Origin of the sequence: Snodgrassella sp. ESL0253 (genome assembly GCF_013344965.1) — a bacterium.
GTDB classification, from domain to species: domain Bacteria; phylum Pseudomonadota; class Gammaproteobacteria; order Burkholderiales; family Neisseriaceae; genus Snodgrassella; species Snodgrassella alvi_B.
In genome coordinates this window covers 40,278-57,190 of sequence record NZ_JAAEDQ010000013.1, presented here as the reverse complement: position 1 = coordinate 57,190, position 16,913 = coordinate 40,278, and the positions used below count along the sequence as shown (strand labels likewise).

Sequence of the window (16,913 nt, the reverse complement as noted above, 5' to 3'; positions counted from 1 at the left end):
CGGCTTCAGCTTCTTTTAAAATAGATACGATCTGATGTTCAGTCATCTTTTTCATGTTTAAATCCTCTGTGGGTTAATGAAGAGAATTTTCTACTTTGGGACTGTACTATTTTAGGGGATAGTTACACTTGGTATTGTCTGGTGTGGGAAAGTTAGCTGTGGCGTAACAGACGCGGCAATGGGAGAGGCTGTAGGCAGTGCTATAAAACCGGCAGTGATGGGGGATAAAGGGTATTGCCGTTGGACTGGGAGGGAGCTTGTTTTATATTATGGTTTTATTGATGGGAATGAGGAGAATTGAGAAGAGTTTGAAGAGCAATGATGCTGTATAGTTAGGAAGATGGGCTGAGAAAGGCGTTTGGAAGCAGCTTTATTCAGTGGAAATAATGGATTTAAGTTTTGGATTTGCGGAAGAAGGCATTGAGAATACAATGACTGCTAAGGGGTACTTATATGATAGAAAATCAAGTAGTTGCTCAAAATATTAGTGATTTGCTTTTAAAAACAACGCGTGAGTTAGATGAATCATTATTGCAGGTACAAGAGTGTTGTTCTGAAAACGAATTTATTGCTTATCGTAAGGTTGTTGCTCAATTAATGAGTATTATATATTGGGATGTTTTAAAATATATATATATCAGACACCCGCATCTTAAACCTAAAGAACTTGATTAATTAAGATTTTTATGTAAATAAGTTTAGGTTTAAAGGCTGGCCAAAAATATGCCATTATATAATGTTATGACATAGTTTTATATTGGTTAGGTTTAATTGTGTGTTTATAGTTTGACTAGTAGGTTTTTTAGCTGGGGGAAATTTGGCTAAGATTATATGTAACAGATATTAATCCAGTTAAGCAGGATGATTTTATGTTATTGGGGTAGGATTATCGATATGGCTATTTATTATAATGGGTTGTGTTATTTTTAATTGATTTTCTTTGTAAATTAATGGAGTGATGCATGTGTAATAGATATTTAAATCACAAATATTGGCAATTAGTATCTGTGCGTGTAGGAAAAAATGAATATTTTGAAGCATATACTATGGATGTAGACGATGTTGATAATGGCATTAAAGTCGCTATTGTTGTTTATAGATTAGATACTCTTGAGGCTTATTCTTTTTTTGACTTTTATATTGAAAAACCGGATAAGAAAGAATGTGTTATCAGAGCTGATAATCATTTGAAGCAGTTAGGCAGGCCTGTTGACTGGAAAAGCCCCCATCGTTTTTGTCTGGCTCGGCATGCATTCAGGATTTTGAGAAATGAAAAATTCAAGACTAATCTGGATAAAAATAAACTGAGCAATGAATATATTTATCGTTATATGACTATTGCGCGATTGAGAGAAACTGTATTAATAAAAAAATTAAATTTTTTGTCTGACTATGAAAAAATTCAATTATTTACACTCAAACAATGGGAAATAGACATTAAAGATTGGGAGATGGATAGATATAGTGGAAAAGATACTTTATATGCAATTTACAGAAGAACATATCTATATAAACGTTTGTATGATAAGGAAAGGTTTAGAGATTATTATTTAGAATACAATCAGTTGATTGATGAGCTTTATGGTAAAGGTTAAATACGTAGTTGATTTTGCCAAGTGAATGGCTATGTTGGGTCTTACGATTTTCTGGTGGGCAGTTATATTTTAATTGAGTCTTTCTGGTAAGTATAGTGGTTTGAATAGCGGGGCATCTATTATACAAAAGGCTACGGCGATTAGGATAAATGATGTATCAATGGTGATAGTAAGGTTATTGTCTAAATTGCTTCTGGAAACTGAGGGGCAATTATCTGAAGCTGAATATAAAATGCTGAAAAGAGCTGTGGGGATGACAATCGGGGAACTTCAGGTAAATATTTTAGACCTGATATATGAGCAATATCCTGAACTAAGTGATATTGATTAGTTTTATTGAGATAGCTATTTAGAGTGGCAATGGATATATTTAGTATATATCTGAAATTATTAAGAAGATGCTGTTCTGGTATCTGTTTGTATGTGCTGTTTGTATGTGCTGTTTGTATGTGCTGTTTGTATGTGCTGTTTGTATGTGCTGTTTGTATGTGCTGTTTGTGAAAGTATGTGCCAGTGAAAAAAATAGGCTGTGTTAGTTGCTGATGTTGTAATAATAAGCTGCTCAGGTGTAAATGGATGGTGTGATTGGTAAATTGATTGACATGATTTTTAAGTTAAAAATGTTTTGTTTACTATGGTGTTGAGAGGTATTAATGGAAGCTGGCTCAGTAAGTTTTATTTTTTTGATGGTAGAAGATGGAACAAGATTGGAAGAACAAGGTGAATTTATTCTGGAAGAGGAATACTACTATTTTAAATTTAGGGATAATGATGAACTCAGGGAAAAGGTAATGGCAAAAATAGATTTTCTTAAGCAGCAAAATCAACAAATTATTATTCGGCAGCATAAGAAAGTCAGGAAAGTATTACTTGGTACTAGAAAATTTTGTTCGATAACAACTAAAGTAGATGGTGTTTTCGATGGTGTTTCAGATAGTGGTTGTGAACTGGCTTATTCATTATTTTATACAGATAGTCTGAAAAATGCGGCAAGGTTTGCGCAGGGCGATGAGGTAGAGTTGGATTATTATGATTATGGTAATGATTATCTGGCCAAAGCAATGGAGATGATGTAATGGGGTGGTTTGTGATTGATATGGTTAGTACTATGTTAGCTGCGGAAGATAATAAACAGCAGAAGGATTTTTCTATTGATGAGGAATTCTGTTTAATTTATGCAAATAGCAGAAGACAGCTTTATCGACAGATAAAAAAGAATGTGAGCTTGGCTAACGGAGCTGGATGTGCATTTTTTAATTCGGAAACTCGAAGAGAAATTGGTAATGATTCTCCGGGTACATATGAAAGATGTTGGTATGGTGATGGTCTCGGGGTCTGCAAGGTATTGGGAATAAGAAAAATATTGCCTTTATCATGGCAATCATCGCAAAGGAACGATAAGGAGAAGGTACCTTTTGAGGACGGAGATTTGATTATAAGTTCTCGGTATAAGGTGAAGTCATTTGATGAGGTGAAGAGGTTGATGAGCGGGGAGGTTGTTAAGTTTATTTATTTAAATGATGAAAATATCAATTTAGCCAGAAATAAGAAATTTAAATATTTGTATTTATCTAATAATGAAAATAAGGATGAGTTATGAATGAATGGTTATTTTTAAGATTTGCTGGCAATGATTTTTCAATTTTTTAGTTTTGAGTTTTAAGTTGTAGTTATGTTTTGGGTTGTGATGAATATGCTTTATAAAATTTATGTTGTTAGATAAAAATTGAATTTGATATGTTGTGCTTATTGGTGAAGATTGGGCAAAGTTAGAAATTAAATTTTGTGCTTATGATGAAATACGGGATGAGAATGTGTTGTAAAAGTTCTGGAGTATTTTAATGGCAAGATCTGCTTATAGTAAGAAGAAAGAGGATATTGAGTTTCAGTATTGGCAGCAATGTCGAAGTCTGCCGGAAGATAAGTTGATTGCTTTGCTGGGTCATAATGATTTTATGCTGGCTATGGAAGCTGCAAAAATGTTACAGCTAGAGGGTGGGCGCAGGGTTATCAAGCTGGCTCAGATGGATTGTTCAGATGGTAATTATAAGCGCAGAGCATTAGCTGCTTTTATTTTAGGCCAAATTAAGTTATCTACGCTTGAGGAAAAAGTATCTCTTGAAATACTTGGTCATTTAGCTTTAACTGATAAATCTGCTTTAGTCCGCTCTTATGCGGTGTCGTCTTTCGGGCATCGTTGTCGCCGGAATAATAAAAATGCTGGTTTGTTATTGGAATTGGCTAAAAACACGGTATTGGATAAATCTGTAAATGTGAGAGAAAGTACGGCTTTTGCTTTATCAACTTTTAAGAGTAAGGCATCAATACCGTTGTTAATCAAGCTATTGAACGATAGTCATAGCTCAGTAAGAGATTGGGCTGTATTTGCTGTTCATATGAACGGATATGATACTCCTAAGATTAGAAACTGCCTGGTTTTATTGTTGCAGGATGGTGATTTTGATGTTCGCTTTGATGCAATGGTTGGTCTGGCTAAGTTGCGTGATAAACGGGTAACTCAGGTATTGATGAATGAATTAGGTAAGGAACCGGTATATGATGACTTGGTTGAGGCGGCAGGAGATTTGGGTGATATTGCTTTATTGCCTGTGCTTTATAAAATAAGGGATCAGTTTGAACCTTTCGATGAGTTGAATACTTCGATTGAAATTTTGGAAAATTTAAAATCAAAATTATAAGTTTTTGAAATATGTTTGATATGAGTATTTTATTTGGCATGAATTCTGAGATTTATGTTTACTGGGGCGATAAAGGGATAGTATTTGAATCGCTTTGTTTTAAAAATTTTGATATTGAATAGGTTAATATTTTCTGCTCTTATTCTGTAGTTGTATTCTTTTTAGGGCTATTTATAAATCTGATACTGTTGCATCAGGCTGATTTCTGTGCTGATATAAATGGAAATATTTTGCCGGTATGGTTTGGGTTAGCCATACGCCATTGTCGGCCAGATAGAATTTATAGCCTGCTTGAAACATGGTTAAAGCGTTTATTTGCAAAATAACGGGTTTTCCATGACGCGCGCCGACTGTGGTTGCGGTTTCGGCATCGGTAGACAGATGTACGTAGTGACGGCTCCCCGGTAGCAGCCCTTGCTGGTTTATTGAGTTTAAGAATCTTGTAGCTGTACCGTGATATAGAAATTCAGGGGGTTTCTGCTCGCTATATGCTATATCAACCTGTTTGGTGGAGTGTCCTTGCGCTGCGCGGATGTTCTGGCCATTTTCGGAAATGGTAAAACGTTTTTTATCGCTGGTCTGTACTATTTGGTCAATTATTTCTCTGTTTAATGTTTTTCCGTGTAGATTTGCCTGTTTGATTAAGGTGTCGATGTTTACCCACCCATCTGGATTCAGGGTAAGACCTATAGCTTCGGGCTGGTGTCTTAATATGTAGCTTAGAAACTTACTGGTCTGGCTGGTTTTGTTCGTCATTTTGGTTTTCCATTTATTGATGTTACTGATATTGATTTTATTACGGAGATAATACATGCTTTGACAAGTGGCAGCCATATGCAGGTGCTGCAATGTGTTTCGGATATTGTTAATGATGATAAGAAGTTTATGCGGTATGTGGATTCAAATAAACGGGAATATCTGCAATTTGCTCTGGCTTTTGGGATGAGTTCAATCAGTGGTGTTATGAACGGATAGATGTGTAGTTTATTTGGAGTTGAATGAACAAATTATGTGACTGCGGGTGAGCTATGTTTATGGAACATAAGGTTTTATTGAAATATAATAATTTTTTATGTCGAGCAAATATTATTGAACGATTAGGTGAGCACCAGTTTGCTGTGGTGACGCTGGATCATATTTATGAAGATAATGTGATTAAGAATATATTAGATTAGAAAAAATATTATTCCGAACAGGTTATTGCGGAAATGGACTCGCCTTTTCTGCCATGGTTTCCTTCTATACAAGATGCACTGGATGATTTTTTGGATGGTGAATGGTAAATGATTCAGTTTAAATGGTTATAAGCGGGTGGATGTTTTGTATGTAAAACGGGCTGAGGTTGATAAAATCCCTCAGCCCGTTTGTTGTTAAGGAGGTTAAGGAATCAGTACTGCTCTGCCTTTGATTTGCCCTTTAGAGAGTTTGTCGTATATTTCCAAGGCTTGAGACAGGGGATAGGTGGTGTATTCGATGTCGATAAGGCCTTTTCTTTTCAAATCCAGTACTTCCATCAGTTCGACGCGTGAACCCCAGTAAGGGGTACAGAGTGATGCGCCCCATGGCTGGTTCATGCAGTGCCAATCAAGTTTGCCGCCTCCCAGTCCGACTACAGTCCAGTCTCCGTTTAAGCCGACTGTTTGTGCACCTAAGGTCAGCGTTGGATTATTACCCACAAAGTCGAGGACAACGGCACATTTTTTGACGCCAGTGATGTGGGTAATTTCTTCGACAACGCTATTGGTGTCTCTATCGGTGCGAACTACGTAATCTGCACCGTATTTTTTGGCTAATTCCAGTTTGTCGTCGGCAATATCACCAGCAATAATGGTGGCAGAATATACTTTTTTCAGGATTTGTACGGCCATATGTCCTAAACCGCCAATGCCAATGACAAAGACGAAGGATGAGGGGGTTATTTTGCTGCCGGAACGTTTGATTGCATGGTATGGGGTTAATGCTGCATCGGAAAGGGGGGCAACTTGTTCTGGTTGCAATTCATGCAGGGGAATCAGTAAACGACTGGACGGTACAATCATGTATTCGGCCATGCCGCCATTGGTACCCAGACCACCGCCGAGAATGGGAGATTCGGACTGGTGTTCACAGTAGTTTTCCATGGATTGCTGACAGGGTGCACAGTGGCCGCAGCCCCACGGTCCATAGACCATGACGGCTTCACCTATTTGAAAGTCTGTAACGCCTTCGCCCAGCTCGGCAATCCAGCCGGCGTTTTCATGCCCGAGGGTAAATGGCGGTGCTCCGTCAGGTATGCCCATATGAATCAGATGTAAATCGGAATGACAAACACCTGCTGCGCCGATTTTAATCAGTATTTCACCAGCTTTGGGCTTTGGTTTTTCGATTTCGTCTATACGTATATCATTTTTGGCGTGTAATCTGACGGCTTTCATGGTTTCTCTCTTTCATCTTATTGAGATATGTATGTAGATAATTAGTTAAGCAATTTCTTTAATTAAAGTCAAGTATTGAATAATTGTACTGGTTATATTTAATGTGCTTACTATTGACAGAGGGCGGATAATTATTTTTATTGCTGATAAGTGGGTGTTTGGTTGTGTTTTGGTGTTTAAGTAAAGGATTTTTCTTTGGTTTTATTCTGATTGAATTTTGTTGAGTTTGTGCTTACTTAATAAGTGTGATGCTTCTGATTTTGTCTGATGGATGTTTGGGTGGGCGTTGAATAAAAACAGGGCTGCCGGATAGTTCCGGCAGCCCTGTCTGATTGGTTTTATCTGTTTTCTGCAACTGCTATGAGTTAATGCTGATAGCCTTTATTGTATTTTTTCTCCAGCCATGAGAAGAACCAGCTTAGAGCTATGGTCATAATCAGATAAATGATGGCGATGGTATAGAGTGGGGTGTCATAGTTAAGGTAACGTCCGGCTGCGGCACGGGCAGCAAAGGCCAGCTCAGCTACGGCGATGGCGGAAAGCAGGGAGCTGTCTTTAAGGAGGGTGATGAATTCGTTACCAATCGGCGGCAGCATGCGGCGAATGGCCTGAGGCAGGATAACGTAGCGCATGGCTTGTGTGTAGCTGAGGCCAAGGGAGCGTGAAGCTTCAAACTGGCCGCGATCTATTGATTGAATACCTGCGCGGAAGATTTCGGTGATGTAGGCACCGGAGTTAACGGAAAGTGCTAGTATACCGGCAATGAGTGCGCCGTAGCTGCGGCGCAGTTCGATGGCCAGATCGCCGCTGATAATCAGGCCATCGGTGGGGTTGATAAGGAGCGGAAACCAGACGAAGTACCAGATGAAAATCTGGACAAATAAGGGGGTGCCGCGAAAGATGGTGACATACAGTAGTGAAATCTGGCGAAATGCCCATACCAGTGCACGCATGGGTAAGCCGCCTTTTTCGATGCGGATGACGCGGGCAAGGGCGAATATCAGGCCGAGCAAGGTGCCCATGATTGTGGAAATCAGGGTGACGCCAAGGGTGGTGAGCGCACCGTAATAAAACATTTCGCGGTATTCGTAGATGATGTCGAAACGAAAGGCCATTGTGTTACCTAATGTGGTTTTTGAGGTGTTGCAGCTGGCTATGGTAAGCCTTAGCGTTAAGTGGGCGCTATTTTAGCAAGAAATGCTGTTGTTACTGTATTAAATTTTGTTTGCTGTTGAGAATAAAGCGGATTTGCTGGTTGATGGGGCGGGAAAATGCTGATTAATTGCGCTGGCTAAGGTTGGCTGAAATGTTTACAATGATGTGTTTTATTATTTGATTTATTCAAGAATTGTATGCAAGTTTGGTTGGGGAGCGGGCAGCAGCCGGATTGGTCTGGTGGTACGGCAGTAACAATCGGTAATTTTGATGGGGTGCACTGTGGGCACCGGCATATTTTACTGCGTTTACGCCAGGAAGCCTGTCAGCGCGGGCTTGGTTCGGTGGTGATGATATTTGAGCCGCAACCTCAGGAATTTTTTGCGCAGCAGGCAGGAAAAGCTTTGCCTTTCCGGTTGACGCCTCTGCGTGACAAATTGAATTTGCTTGCTGAAAGTGGCTGTGTGGATGCGGTGTATGTTTTGCGTTTCAACCAGCAGTTTGCATCCATGCAGCCGATGGATTTTATCAGGCAGATGCTGGTGGAACAGTTATCTGCGCGCTATTTGCTGGTAGGTGATGATTTTCGCTTTGGCGCACACCGCAGTGGCGATTTTGCTTTGTTGCAGGCTCAGACCAGTTTTGTGACGGAGCATACGTCGTCTGTGCTGGTTGAGGATGTGCGCGCATCCAGTACGGCGGTGCGGATGGCGCTGGTCGCTGGTAATCTGGCTTATGCGCAGTTGTTGCTGGGGCATGAGTATACGCTCAGCGGTCGGGTGAAACACGGTGCCAAGCTGGGACGTGAGCTGGGCTGTCCGACAGCCAATATACATTTGCCAGCTTTGCATTATGCTCTGAACGGGGTGTTTGTGGTGGATGTGGTTGGTGCTTTCGGGCGTAAGCGGGGCGTGGCCAGTTTTGGTAAAAACCCGACGGTATGTGCGGGTAGTCAGCAGAAGCTTGAGGTGCATATTTTTAATTGTGCTGATGATTTATACGGGCAGCGTTTGCAGGTGCATTTTTTGCACAAGTTGCGTGATGAGTTGAAGTTTGATTCGCTGACGGCGTTGCAGGCGCAGATTTTTGCCGATATGGACGCGGCACGAATATGGCAGGCTACCTGAATTGCCGGGAGGTGTTTGGGTGGCCGTAAAAAATTGTTGAATTGTATTGTTATTGTATTATCAGATAATTAGATATATTTTGAAGAGAAGGTCATGACTGACTATAGTAAAACTGTAAATTTGTTGGATACGCCGTTTCCGATGCGCGGTAATCTGGCCAAGCGTGAAGGTGGCTGGTTGAAATCATGGTATGAACAGAAGCGTTATCAGAAGCTGCGCAAGCTGGCTGCCGGACGGCCGAAGTTTATTCTGCATGATGGTCCTCCATATGCTAATGGTGATATTCATATTGGCCATGCAGTGAATAAAGTGTTGAAGGATATTATTATTCGCAGTAAGACGCTGGCCGGATTTGATGCGCCGTATGTACCGGGCTGGGATTGTCATGGTTTGCCGATTGAGCTGATGGTTGAGAAGAAGCATGGCAAGAATATTCCGGCGGCAAAGTTCCGTGAGTTATGCCGTGAATATGCGCACGAACAGATTGCCCGGCAGAAACAGGATTTTATGCGTCTGGGTGTGCTGGGTGACTGGGAACATCCTTATCTGACTATGGACTATCAAACTGAGGCAGATATTGTGCGTACTCTGGGCCGGATTCAGCAGGGTGGCTATTTGTACCGTGGTGAAAAACCAGTGCAGTTCTGTCTGGATTGTGGTTCTTCTCTGGCGGAGGCCGAAGTAGAGTATAAGGATAAGGTGTCTTTTGCGATTGATGTGGCGTATCAGTTTAAGGATAACGCTGCTTTGGCTCAGGCTTTTGGATTAAATGAGGTATTGGGTGAGGCTTATGGTGTTATCTGGACGACAACACCGTGGACTTTGCCTGCCAGTCAGGCGATTTGTGTTGGGCCGGAGGTGGTTTATCAGCTGATTGATACGCCTAAAGGTAAGCTGGTGCTGGCTAAAGAGCTGGCAGAAGCTGCTTTGGGTCGATATGGTTTTGGTGCTGATGATACGGCGGTACTGGCTGAGGTGGCTGGGCGGCAACTGGAAAATCTGCATTTGAATCACCCATTTCTGGATCGGGATATTCCGGTGTTGCTGGGTGAGCATGTGACTACTGAAGCTGGTACCGGCATGGTGCACACGGCACCGGCGCATGGTCTGGATGACTATTTTGCCTGTCTGCGTTATGGAATTCAGTTGTATAACCCGGTGAATGCTGAAGGACGCTATATCAGTGATATGCCACGTGTGGCAGGTATGACGGTCTGGGAAGGTAATCCGGTGGTGATTGACTGGGTGGCCGAAGAGGGTAAGTTGCTCTCTAACGGTAAAATTACGCATAGCTATGCGCATTGCTGGCGCCATAAAACGCCTTTGATTTATCGGGCAACCGGTCAGTGGTTTATCGGTATGGATAAGGATGGCGCAGATGGGAAAACGCTGCGTAATAAGGCCATGGATGCGGTTGAAGCAACTGAGTTTTTTCCGGCTTGGGGACGCGCGCGTCTGGAAGCGATGATTGAAGGACGTCCGGACTGGGTGGTGTCTCGCCAGCGTTACTGGGGCACACCGATGGCGTTTTTTGCACATAAGGAAACCGGCCAGCTACATCCGCGTTCGGCTGAGTTGCTGGAAGAGGTAGCTAAACGGATTGAGCAGCACGGGATTGAGGCATGGTTTGCGCTGGACAAGCATGAACTGTTGGGCGCAGATGCGGATGAGTATGACAAGTTGCCGGATACGCTGGATGTATGGTTTGATTCTGGCAGTACACATTATGCGGTATTGCGCCAGCGTCCAGAATTGGCCTGGCCGGCTGATTTGTATCTGGAGGGCTCGGATCAGCATCGTGGCTGGTTCCAGTCTTCGCTGCTGACTGCCTGTGCTACGGTTGGTAGTGCTCCGTATAAACAGTTGTTGACTCATGGTTTTGTGGTGGACGGTAATGGGCAGAAAATGTCTAAATCCGTGGGTAATGTGGTCGCACCGCAAAAAGTGAATGACAGTCTGGGCGCGGATATTCTGCGTTTGTGGGTGGCTTCTACGGATTATTCTGGCGAGCTGGCGATTTCTGATGAAATTCTGAAACGGGTTTCTGAAAGCTACCGTCGTTTGCGTAATACGTTGCGCTTTTTGCTGGCTAATCTGAGTGATTTTAATCCGGATACGGATGCTGTGGCTGCTGCGGATATGCTGGAACTGGATCGTTATGCTCTAGTACTGGCACAGCAGCTACAGGAACGTGTGGCTGGTGATTATTTTGCTCGCTATGCCTTCCATTTTGCGGTACAGGATATTGTGCATTTCTGCTCCGAGGACATGGGCGCTTTCTATCTGGATATTCTGAAAGACCGTTTGTACACGATGCAGGCTGATAGTCATGGCCGTCGTAGTGCTCAGACTGCGCTGTATCATATTACGCGTAATCTGGTGTTGTTACTGAGCCCGATTCTTTGCTTTACGGCTGAGGAAGCCTGGGCGGTATTGACGGGTAATGATGAGGATAGTGTGCTGTACCATACTACGCATGTGTTCCCGTCTATGGCTGAAGCTGAGGTAGCCGATCTGATGCAGAAATGGGAGGCTGTCCGTGCGGTACGGGATACGGTGAATGCGGCAATTGAGTCGTTGCGTGCTGACAAGAGTGTTGGGTCTTCATTGCAGGCAGATGTAGCCATTCGGGTGCCGGCGGAAATTCTGCCTTTTGTTAGTGCCTTGGGTGATGAGTTACGTTTTGTGCTGATGGTGGCTAAGGTAACGGTGGAAGAGGGTGCTGAGCTATCCGCTACTGTGACTGTGGATCAGGGCACTAAATGTGAACGTTGCTGGCATTATACTGATGATGTCGGTACAGACCCGCAGCACCCGACTATCTGTGGCCGTTGTGCGCTTAATATTGATGGTGCTGGTGAACAACGGCTGTATGCTTGACGCAAGATGATGATTCTTTTGTTGCCGCTTATGCTGGCATGATTTGAAAGACTCAGGCGTGGCAGATTTGGTCGGCCACGCCTGTTGTGGTTTTAGGGAAAGTTATGCAACGTAAAAAAATGTTTTTGTATGGTGCAATTATCGTTCTGGGCTTGATAGCTGATCAGTTGTCGAAGTACGCGGTTTTGCACCATGTGCAATATCTGGAAAGAATTCCGGTAATACCGGGCTTTTTTGATTTGACTCTGGCCTACAACCCGGGCGCAGCGTTTAGCTTCCTTGCTGATGCGGGTGGCTGGCAAAAGTTCTTTTTTATGGGGCTGGCGCTGGTAATCTGTATTTACTTGTTGCGTGCCATTATTCGGGATGAATTCGGGACGATGGGTAAGATTGCTGCTGCGCTGGTTATCGGCGGTGCTACTGGTAATGTGGCTGACCGGCTAATGCATGGGCATGTGGTTGATTTTCTGTTATTTTACTACCATAATTGGTTTTATCCGGCATTTAATGTTGCTGATAGCCTGATTTGCGTCGGGGCGGTGTTGCTGGTGCTGGAAAGTATTTTTCATCAAAAGCAAAAGGCAGTCTGATTGATTCGTCCTATGGTGAAATCAGCCAAGTAACGGGAAATTTAATGAGTGACAAAAAGATTTTGCTGGCTAATCCGCGTGGATTTTGTGCTGGTGTTGACCGTGCTATCAGCATTGTGGAACGGGCACTGGAAGAATATGGTGCACCAATTTATGTACGACATGAAGTGGTACATAATAAGTTTGTGGTTGATAATCTGCGCAATAAGGGCGCGGTATTTATTGAAAATCTGGATGATGTGCCGCCGGATGCTACGTTGATTTATTCGGCTCATGGTGTATCGCAGGCTGTACAGCAGGAGGCAGTGGCACGTGGTTTTCGCATTTTTGATGCTACCTGTCCTTTGGTAACCAAGGTACATAAGCAGGTATCACGGCTTGATGAGCAGGGCTATCAGATTGTGATGATTGGCCATAAAGGCCATCCTGAGGTTGAAGGAACGATGGGGCAATTGCCGCCAGGTGCGATGTTACTGGTGGAAACAGTTGCTGATGTGGCCGGTTTACAGGTGCGCAATGAAGACAAGCTGGCGCATGTGAGCCAGACAACGCTTTCGGTTGATGAAACCAGTGGGATTATTGCCGCGCTGAAACAGCGTTTTCCTAATATTAAAAGTCCGCACAAAGAGGATATTTGTTATGCAACCACTAATCGTCAGGAAGCGGTAAAGAAGCTTGCTGCTACCTGTGATGTGGTGATCGTGGTGGGGTCTCCCAATAGTTCGAACAGTAATCGTTTGCGTGAAGTTGCAGCTTTACTTGGTGTTGATGCTTATATGGTTGACAATGCCGGTTGTCTGCAAATGCAGTGGTTCAGCGGGAAGCAACGGGTAGGCATTACTGCCGGTGCTTCAGCACCGGAGGTGCTGGTGAATGATGTTGTACAGACTATTGTTTCCTGGGGATATCCTACAGTTACCGAAGGTGCTGGTGTGGAGGAAAATATTATGTTTGTTCTGCCGAAAGAATTGCGTAGTGCATCATGAATACGCCTGTTTTATCCGGTAAGGGTGTGTGTCAGCGCGCTCATGATGATGGCAGGATGTTATTGCAGGATATCGATTTTCAGCTTATGGCTGGCGCGCGTGTGGCTATCAGTGGTGCATCAGGGGCAGGAAAATCGGTTTTTTTACGTACGATTTCTTTGCTGGATTTACCTGCTGCGGGTACCTTGTACTGTCATGATCAGCCTGTGCGCTTGAATGCGCAGTGTATTGCGCGCCATCGCAGCCAGATTGCCTATGTGCGGCAGCAAGCTGTACTGATACCGGGCACGGTGCGTGATAATCTGCTGTTGCCTTTTAGTTTGCATCATTATCAGCATAAAACGTTCCAGCCAGATTATGTACAACAGATATTGCAGGGTTTGGGCAAGGATGAGAATTTTCTGGAACGTGATGTAACGGATTTGTCTGGTGGGGAAGCACAGCTGGTGTGTTTGTTGCGCATATTGCAATTAAAGCCGCCGGTTTTGCTGCTGGATGAACCAACCGCTTCGCTGGATGAAGATTCTGCCCGTGCGGTACAAAAGCTGGTCAATCAGTGGCAACAGGCTAATCCTGAGGCAGCTTATATGTGGATTTCGCATAGTGAGCAGCAGGTGATGGAAGTGGGTGATGAAATTTGGTATCTAGATACCGGTAGGATCACCCATACCAGAAAATCACCACAAGCTGGGAGGCAATGATGCAAGGGACTAATTATATTAGCATTGCAGAATTGGCTTTGGCTTCGCTGCTGATTCTGGTGAGTGCCGGTGTTTCATTATGGCTGAAGCTGGGGCTGACTAAACGGATTCTGGTGTCGGCAATACGGGCTGTGGTGCAATTATCTATTGTTGGTTTGCTGCTGAAATGGATATTTGCGGCCAATCAATGGTATTGGGTACTGCTGATTATTGTTGTAATGACTGTGATAGCCGGTTTTTCGGCGCGTTCGCGTGGTAGCTATGTTTACCATGGTCTGACTCAGGATGCTTTATCCTCGGTATGGCTGGCTTCATGGCTGAGTGCGGCAGTAGGGCTGTATGCGGTACTGCATATCCGGCCGTGGTATTCACCGCAGTATGTAATTCCTATTTTAGGCATGGTGCTGGGTAATTGTCTGACGGCTGTAGCGTTGTGTCTGGATCGGTTAACGCAGGATTTACGCCAACAACAGGCGCGGGTAGAAGTGATGCTGTCTATGGGTGCCACAGGCTGGGAAGCCTATAGAGATACTGCGCGCGCAGCCGTAGTAGCCGGTATGTTGCCAACGATTAATCAGTTGAGTGTGGTAGGGCTGGTGAGCCTGCCGGGCATGATTACCGGCCAGATTCTGGCTGGTGCTTCGCCGGATCAGGCGATTCGCTTTCAGTTGCTAACTATGTTTCTGATTTGTGCCGGTTCGGCTGGCGGCTGTTTATTATGTGCGGTTTTGGTCTATCGCCATGTATTTAGTCGTTGCTGGCAGTTTTGTAGCTGGCGTCTGCAACGCCGTAAAACGGAAAAGGTTTAGATTTTTCAGTTTTTAAGTTGGATAAGCTGCTTGGCCATAAGAAATGGATCAATGTTTTTTTATTTTTAATTTAAACTAAAATTGATTAATTGGTGCGGTGTATTATTCGTAAAGTTTAAAGAGTTAAATTATAGCTATAATCTAATAAACTTGTTATTTGTTCGAATGGTACCGAACCGTCCAACATTATTGTAAGCCAGTTTTTTTTATTCATATGATAAGCTGGAAATAATCCAGAACTATTTTTTATTGTAAAAATCAATTCTGGATCGGATTTTACATTAATTATTTCCACCATATTATTAGAATTAATGCCCAATTTATTTTTCTCAACTACCATAATTAAACCAAACCATTTGCCATTACTTTTATGTCGAAGTACTTTATAATCAGGAAATTTCTTAAACGGATGATCAGTTTGCACATCATTCAAAGTATGAGTGTGTTCAATTAATCTGTTTTTAAGGCTCATGATTATTTCCTTTTTTTCGATTCACTAAAGCTAATGTTTACTCCGTAGAATGGCCAACCGGTTTGGCAGCAAATAGTTGAGTACTGTTGCTGAGTCTAAATTGTTTCTGGCATCTTGGTGGTTTGATGTATATTGACTCAGGCAGTTTCGTCAATCCATGCCTGCTGAACTGCTTCGAGTATGCGCTCGCCACAGTGTTCAGGCTTGTCATCAAATTCTGGTAAGGCCAGTATCAGCTCGCGCAGTTGGGTAAAGCGAATGTTGACAGGGTCAATGTCTTCATGGCGGTCTGCCAGTTCTTCGGCAATGCGGTGTATATCAGTCCATTTCATGGTGTAAATCTGTATTTAATGAGGGTGATTGGCAAAAGAATATAAAAGAGTTTCAGTATGGTTGATCAGTACTGTCTGATATTAGTGCTCTTCACGCGCGTGGTTAATGGTGTATTTGGGAATTTCGATAGTAACATCACTGTTAGCCAGTCGTGCCTGACAGCTCAGGCGTGAATCTGCTTCCAGCCCCCAAGCCTGATCAAGTAAATCTTCTTCCTGCTCGGTTGGTTCAGGCAGGCTGTCGTATCCTTCTCGAATAACAACATGACAGGTTGTACAGGCACAGGATTGTTCGCAGGCGTGTTCAATTTCAATATCATGCTCAAGTAATGCATCACAAATGCTGGTTCCTGAGGGAATATTGTCTAGTACTTTTCCTTCAGGACAGAGTTGAGGATGAGGCAGTACAGTAATTTTGGGCATGGTGGTTCCGTATTTCTAAATAATGCAGGCGTGGCTGGCTTTAAGAAGTGAAATCAGCCACGCCGAGGTTGGTATTAAATCAGTCTTTGAGCTTTCACTACAGCAGCAACGCCGGCGTCTGCTTCTACGCGCTGATAAAATGCATTCAGGTTATGGTATTGGCTCAGGTCAATTTTACATCTTTGTGCCCAGCGCATTTCTATATAAACGTAAACATCGGCAATACTGATGCTGTTACCGGTTAAGTAATCCTGTTGAGCCAGAACGGTATCAACCGAAGCAAACATTTTGGCTACTGCGGCACAGGCATTGGCCTGAAGTTTGCTTTGTGCTTCTTCGCCCTCAATCATTCTGGCTGCACCAAAAATAGGCTTAAATCCTGAATGCAAGTCACTATTGGCAAAAGCTAACCACTGGCGTGCTTTGGCACGTGCTTTAGGATCATTGTCAGCCGTGGCACCATAAATGCCTTTGTTGGGCGCAAGGTCATTAATGTAATCGATAATGGCAATGTTCTGGCTAAGTGCCCAGTTACCGTCTGTGAGTAAAGGTACTTGGCCTTGTGGATTCAAGGCCAGATATTCGGCGGATTTAACTTTGTCGCGACCTACTTCTTCAGCAGTGTATTCCAGCCCGCTCCATTGCAGGGCTACGTGTGGTACGAATGAACAGGTACCGGCTATGTAATATAGTTTTAACATTTTGTTATCTCCTGTGTATAGGCAAACAT

19 protein-coding genes are annotated in these 16,913 nt (G+C 43.3%); 12 read left to right on the top strand and 7 right to left on the bottom strand.

Going from position 1 to position 16,913, the window contains the following annotated elements; translation table 11 throughout:
• Window positions 1–453: 453 nt before the first annotated feature.
• The 6 genes from GYX26_RS10000 (at window position 454) to GYX26_RS09975 (ending at window position 4,294) form a co-directional block, all read left to right on the top strand.
• Window positions 454–675, top strand: a complete 222-nt coding sequence (locus GYX26_RS10000; RefSeq protein ID WP_174829134.1) for a hypothetical protein — start codon at window positions 454–456, stop codon at window positions 673–675.
• A gap of 287 nt (window positions 676–962) precedes the next feature.
• Window positions 963–1,595 (top strand): hypothetical protein, encoded by a 633-nt coding sequence (locus GYX26_RS09995; protein WP_174829133.1) that lies wholly within the window; start codon window positions 963–965, stop codon window positions 1,593–1,595.
• A gap of 73 nt (window positions 1,596–1,668) precedes the next feature.
• Window positions 1,669–1,926 (top strand): hypothetical protein, encoded by a 258-nt coding sequence (locus GYX26_RS09990; protein ID WP_174829132.1) that lies wholly within the window; start codon window positions 1,669–1,671, stop codon window positions 1,924–1,926.
• 322 nt (window positions 1,927–2,248) lie between these two features.
• On the top strand, window positions 2,249–2,671 hold the full coding sequence (locus tag GYX26_RS09985) for a hypothetical protein (protein WP_174829131.1): 423 nt from the start codon (window positions 2,249–2,251) through the stop codon (window positions 2,669–2,671).
• A complete protein-coding gene (locus tag GYX26_RS09980) occupies window positions 2,671–3,195 on the top strand; it encodes a hypothetical protein (protein ID WP_174829130.1) in 525 nt (174 codons plus the stop codon). The genes GYX26_RS09985 and GYX26_RS09980 overlap by 1 nt, the downstream gene beginning before the upstream one ends.
• Window positions 3,196–3,436: 241 nt before the next feature.
• Window positions 3,437–4,294: a HEAT repeat domain-containing protein gene (locus GYX26_RS09975; protein WP_174829129.1), complete on the top strand. Its 858-nt coding sequence runs from the start codon at window positions 3,437–3,439 to the stop codon at window positions 4,292–4,294.
• Between the two features lie 171 nt (window positions 4,295–4,465).
• Here the strand turns inward: GYX26_RS09975 and GYX26_RS09970 are convergent, their stop codons facing one another.
• The 3 genes from GYX26_RS09970 to GYX26_RS09960 all read right to left on the bottom strand — a co-directional run bounded on the left by GYX26_RS09970 (window position 4,466) and on the right by GYX26_RS09960 (window position 7,823).
• Entirely contained in the window at window positions 4,466–5,050 is a 585-nt protein-coding gene (locus GYX26_RS09970) for an RNA 2'-phosphotransferase (protein ID WP_174829128.1), read from the bottom strand.
• 623 nt (window positions 5,051–5,673) lie between these two features.
• Entirely contained in the window at window positions 5,674–6,708 is a 1,035-nt protein-coding gene (locus tag GYX26_RS09965) for an NAD(P)-dependent alcohol dehydrogenase (RefSeq protein WP_174829127.1), read from the bottom strand.
• Between the two features lie 365 nt (window positions 6,709–7,073).
• Window positions 7,074–7,823 carry an amino acid ABC transporter permease gene (locus GYX26_RS09960; RefSeq protein WP_174829126.1) on the bottom strand — a complete coding sequence of 250 codons (750 nt, stop codon included), beginning with the start codon at window positions 7,821–7,823 and terminating at the stop codon, window positions 7,074–7,076.
• 237 nt (window positions 7,824–8,060) lie between these two features.
• On the opposite strand from GYX26_RS09960, the gene ribF reads away from it, so the two are divergent.
• From ribF to fetB, 6 genes are all read left to right on the top strand, one after another.
• Complete coding sequence (gene ribF, locus GYX26_RS09955) at window positions 8,061–8,990, top strand: bifunctional riboflavin kinase/FAD synthetase (protein ID WP_174829125.1); 930 nt, start codon at window positions 8,061–8,063, stop codon at window positions 8,988–8,990.
• 93 nt (window positions 8,991–9,083) lie between these two features.
• Window positions 9,084–11,870: an isoleucine--tRNA ligase gene (gene ileS, locus GYX26_RS09950; protein WP_174829124.1), complete on the top strand. Its 2,787-nt coding sequence runs from the start codon at window positions 9,084–9,086 to the stop codon at window positions 11,868–11,870.
• Window positions 11,871–11,974: 104 nt separating this feature from the next.
• Window positions 11,975–12,460, top strand: coding sequence for a signal peptidase II (gene lspA, locus GYX26_RS09945; RefSeq protein ID WP_174829123.1), 486 nt, complete (start codon window positions 11,975–11,977; stop codon window positions 12,458–12,460).
• A gap of 44 nt (window positions 12,461–12,504) precedes the next feature.
• Window positions 12,505–13,446 (top strand): 4-hydroxy-3-methylbut-2-enyl diphosphate reductase, encoded by a 942-nt coding sequence (ispH, locus tag GYX26_RS09940; protein ID WP_100091390.1) that lies wholly within the window; start codon window positions 12,505–12,507, stop codon window positions 13,444–13,446.
• Complete coding sequence (locus GYX26_RS09935; protein WP_174829122.1) at window positions 13,443–14,147, top strand: ATP-binding cassette domain-containing protein; 705 nt, start codon at window positions 13,443–13,445, stop codon at window positions 14,145–14,147. The genes ispH and GYX26_RS09935 overlap by 4 nt, the downstream gene beginning before the upstream one ends.
• A complete protein-coding gene (fetB, locus tag GYX26_RS09930) occupies window positions 14,147–14,956 on the top strand; it encodes an iron export ABC transporter permease subunit FetB (RefSeq protein WP_174829121.1) in 810 nt (269 codons plus the stop codon). Before GYX26_RS09935 ends, fetB begins: the two co-directional genes overlap by 1 nt.
• Window positions 14,957–15,071: 115 nt before the next feature.
• On the opposite strand, the gene GYX26_RS09925 is transcribed toward fetB, so the two are convergent.
• The 4 genes from GYX26_RS09925 to GYX26_RS09910 all read right to left on the bottom strand — a co-directional run bounded on the left by GYX26_RS09925 (window position 15,072) and on the right by GYX26_RS09910 (window position 16,884).
• The gene (locus GYX26_RS09925) at window positions 15,072–15,428 is read right to left on the bottom strand and encodes an MmcQ/YjbR family DNA-binding protein (protein ID WP_174829120.1); all 357 of its coding nucleotides are present in this window, start codon (window positions 15,426–15,428) and stop codon (window positions 15,072–15,074) included.
• Between the two features lie 137 nt (window positions 15,429–15,565).
• Window positions 15,566–15,760 (bottom strand): Fe-S cluster assembly protein IscX, encoded by a 195-nt coding sequence (gene iscX, locus GYX26_RS09920; RefSeq protein ID WP_100091393.1) that lies wholly within the window; start codon window positions 15,758–15,760, stop codon window positions 15,566–15,568.
• Window positions 15,761–15,841: 81 nt separating this feature from the next.
• Window positions 15,842–16,183, bottom strand: a complete 342-nt coding sequence (gene fdx / locus GYX26_RS09915) for an ISC system 2Fe-2S type ferredoxin (RefSeq protein WP_174829119.1) — start codon at window positions 16,181–16,183, stop codon at window positions 15,842–15,844.
• Between the two features lie 74 nt (window positions 16,184–16,257).
• The gene (locus GYX26_RS09910; protein WP_174829118.1) at window positions 16,258–16,884 is read right to left on the bottom strand and encodes a glutathione S-transferase family protein; all 627 of its coding nucleotides are present in this window, start codon (window positions 16,882–16,884) and stop codon (window positions 16,258–16,260) included.
• Between the last annotated feature and the right edge of the window lie 29 nt (window positions 16,885–16,913).

Excerpts from the sequence above, each read along its gene's own strand:
- GYX26_RS10000 (WP_174829134.1), top strand. The coding sequence starts at position 454 with ATGATAGAAAATCAAGTAGTTGCTCAAAATATTAGTGATTTGCTTTTA.
- GYX26_RS09995 (WP_174829133.1), top strand. The coding sequence starts at position 963 with ATGTGTAATAGATATTTAAATCACAAATATTGGCAATTAGTATCTGTG.
- GYX26_RS09985 (WP_174829131.1), top strand. The coding sequence starts at position 2,249 with ATGGAAGCTGGCTCAGTAAGTTTTATTTTTTTGATGGTAGAAGATGGA.
- GYX26_RS09980 (WP_174829130.1), top strand. The coding sequence starts at position 2,671 with ATGGGGTGGTTTGTGATTGATATGGTTAGTACTATGTTAGCTGCGGAA.
- GYX26_RS09975 (WP_174829129.1), top strand. The coding sequence starts at position 3,437 with ATGGCAAGATCTGCTTATAGTAAGAAGAAAGAGGATATTGAGTTTCAG.
- GYX26_RS09970 (WP_174829128.1), bottom strand. The coding sequence starts at position 5,050 with ATGACGAACAAAACCAGCCAGACCAGTAAGTTTCTAAGCTACATATTA.
- GYX26_RS09965 (WP_174829127.1), bottom strand. The coding sequence starts at position 6,708 with ATGAAAGCCGTCAGATTACACGCCAAAAATGATATACGTATAGACGAA.
- GYX26_RS09960 (WP_174829126.1), bottom strand. The coding sequence starts at position 7,823 with ATGGCCTTTCGTTTCGACATCATCTACGAATACCGCGAAATGTTTTAT.
- ribF (WP_174829125.1), top strand. The coding sequence starts at position 8,061 with ATGCAAGTTTGGTTGGGGAGCGGGCAGCAGCCGGATTGGTCTGGTGGT.
- ileS (WP_174829124.1), top strand. The coding sequence starts at position 9,084 with ATGACTGACTATAGTAAAACTGTAAATTTGTTGGATACGCCGTTTCCG.
- lspA (WP_174829123.1), top strand. The coding sequence starts at position 11,975 with ATGCAACGTAAAAAAATGTTTTTGTATGGTGCAATTATCGTTCTGGGC.
- ispH (WP_100091390.1), top strand. The coding sequence starts at position 12,505 with ATGAGTGACAAAAAGATTTTGCTGGCTAATCCGCGTGGATTTTGTGCT.
- GYX26_RS09935 (WP_174829122.1), top strand. The coding sequence starts at position 13,443 with ATGAATACGCCTGTTTTATCCGGTAAGGGTGTGTGTCAGCGCGCTCAT.
- fetB (WP_174829121.1), top strand. The coding sequence starts at position 14,147 with ATGCAAGGGACTAATTATATTAGCATTGCAGAATTGGCTTTGGCTTCG.
- GYX26_RS09925 (WP_174829120.1), bottom strand. The coding sequence starts at position 15,428 with ATGAGCCTTAAAAACAGATTAATTGAACACACTCATACTTTGAATGAT.
- iscX (WP_100091393.1), bottom strand. The coding sequence starts at position 15,760 with ATGAAATGGACTGATATACACCGCATTGCCGAAGAACTGGCAGACCGC.
- fdx (WP_174829119.1), bottom strand. The coding sequence starts at position 16,183 with ATGCCCAAAATTACTGTACTGCCTCATCCTCAACTCTGTCCTGAAGGA.
- GYX26_RS09910 (WP_174829118.1), bottom strand. The coding sequence starts at position 16,884 with ATGTTAAAACTATATTACATAGCCGGTACCTGTTCATTCGTACCACAC.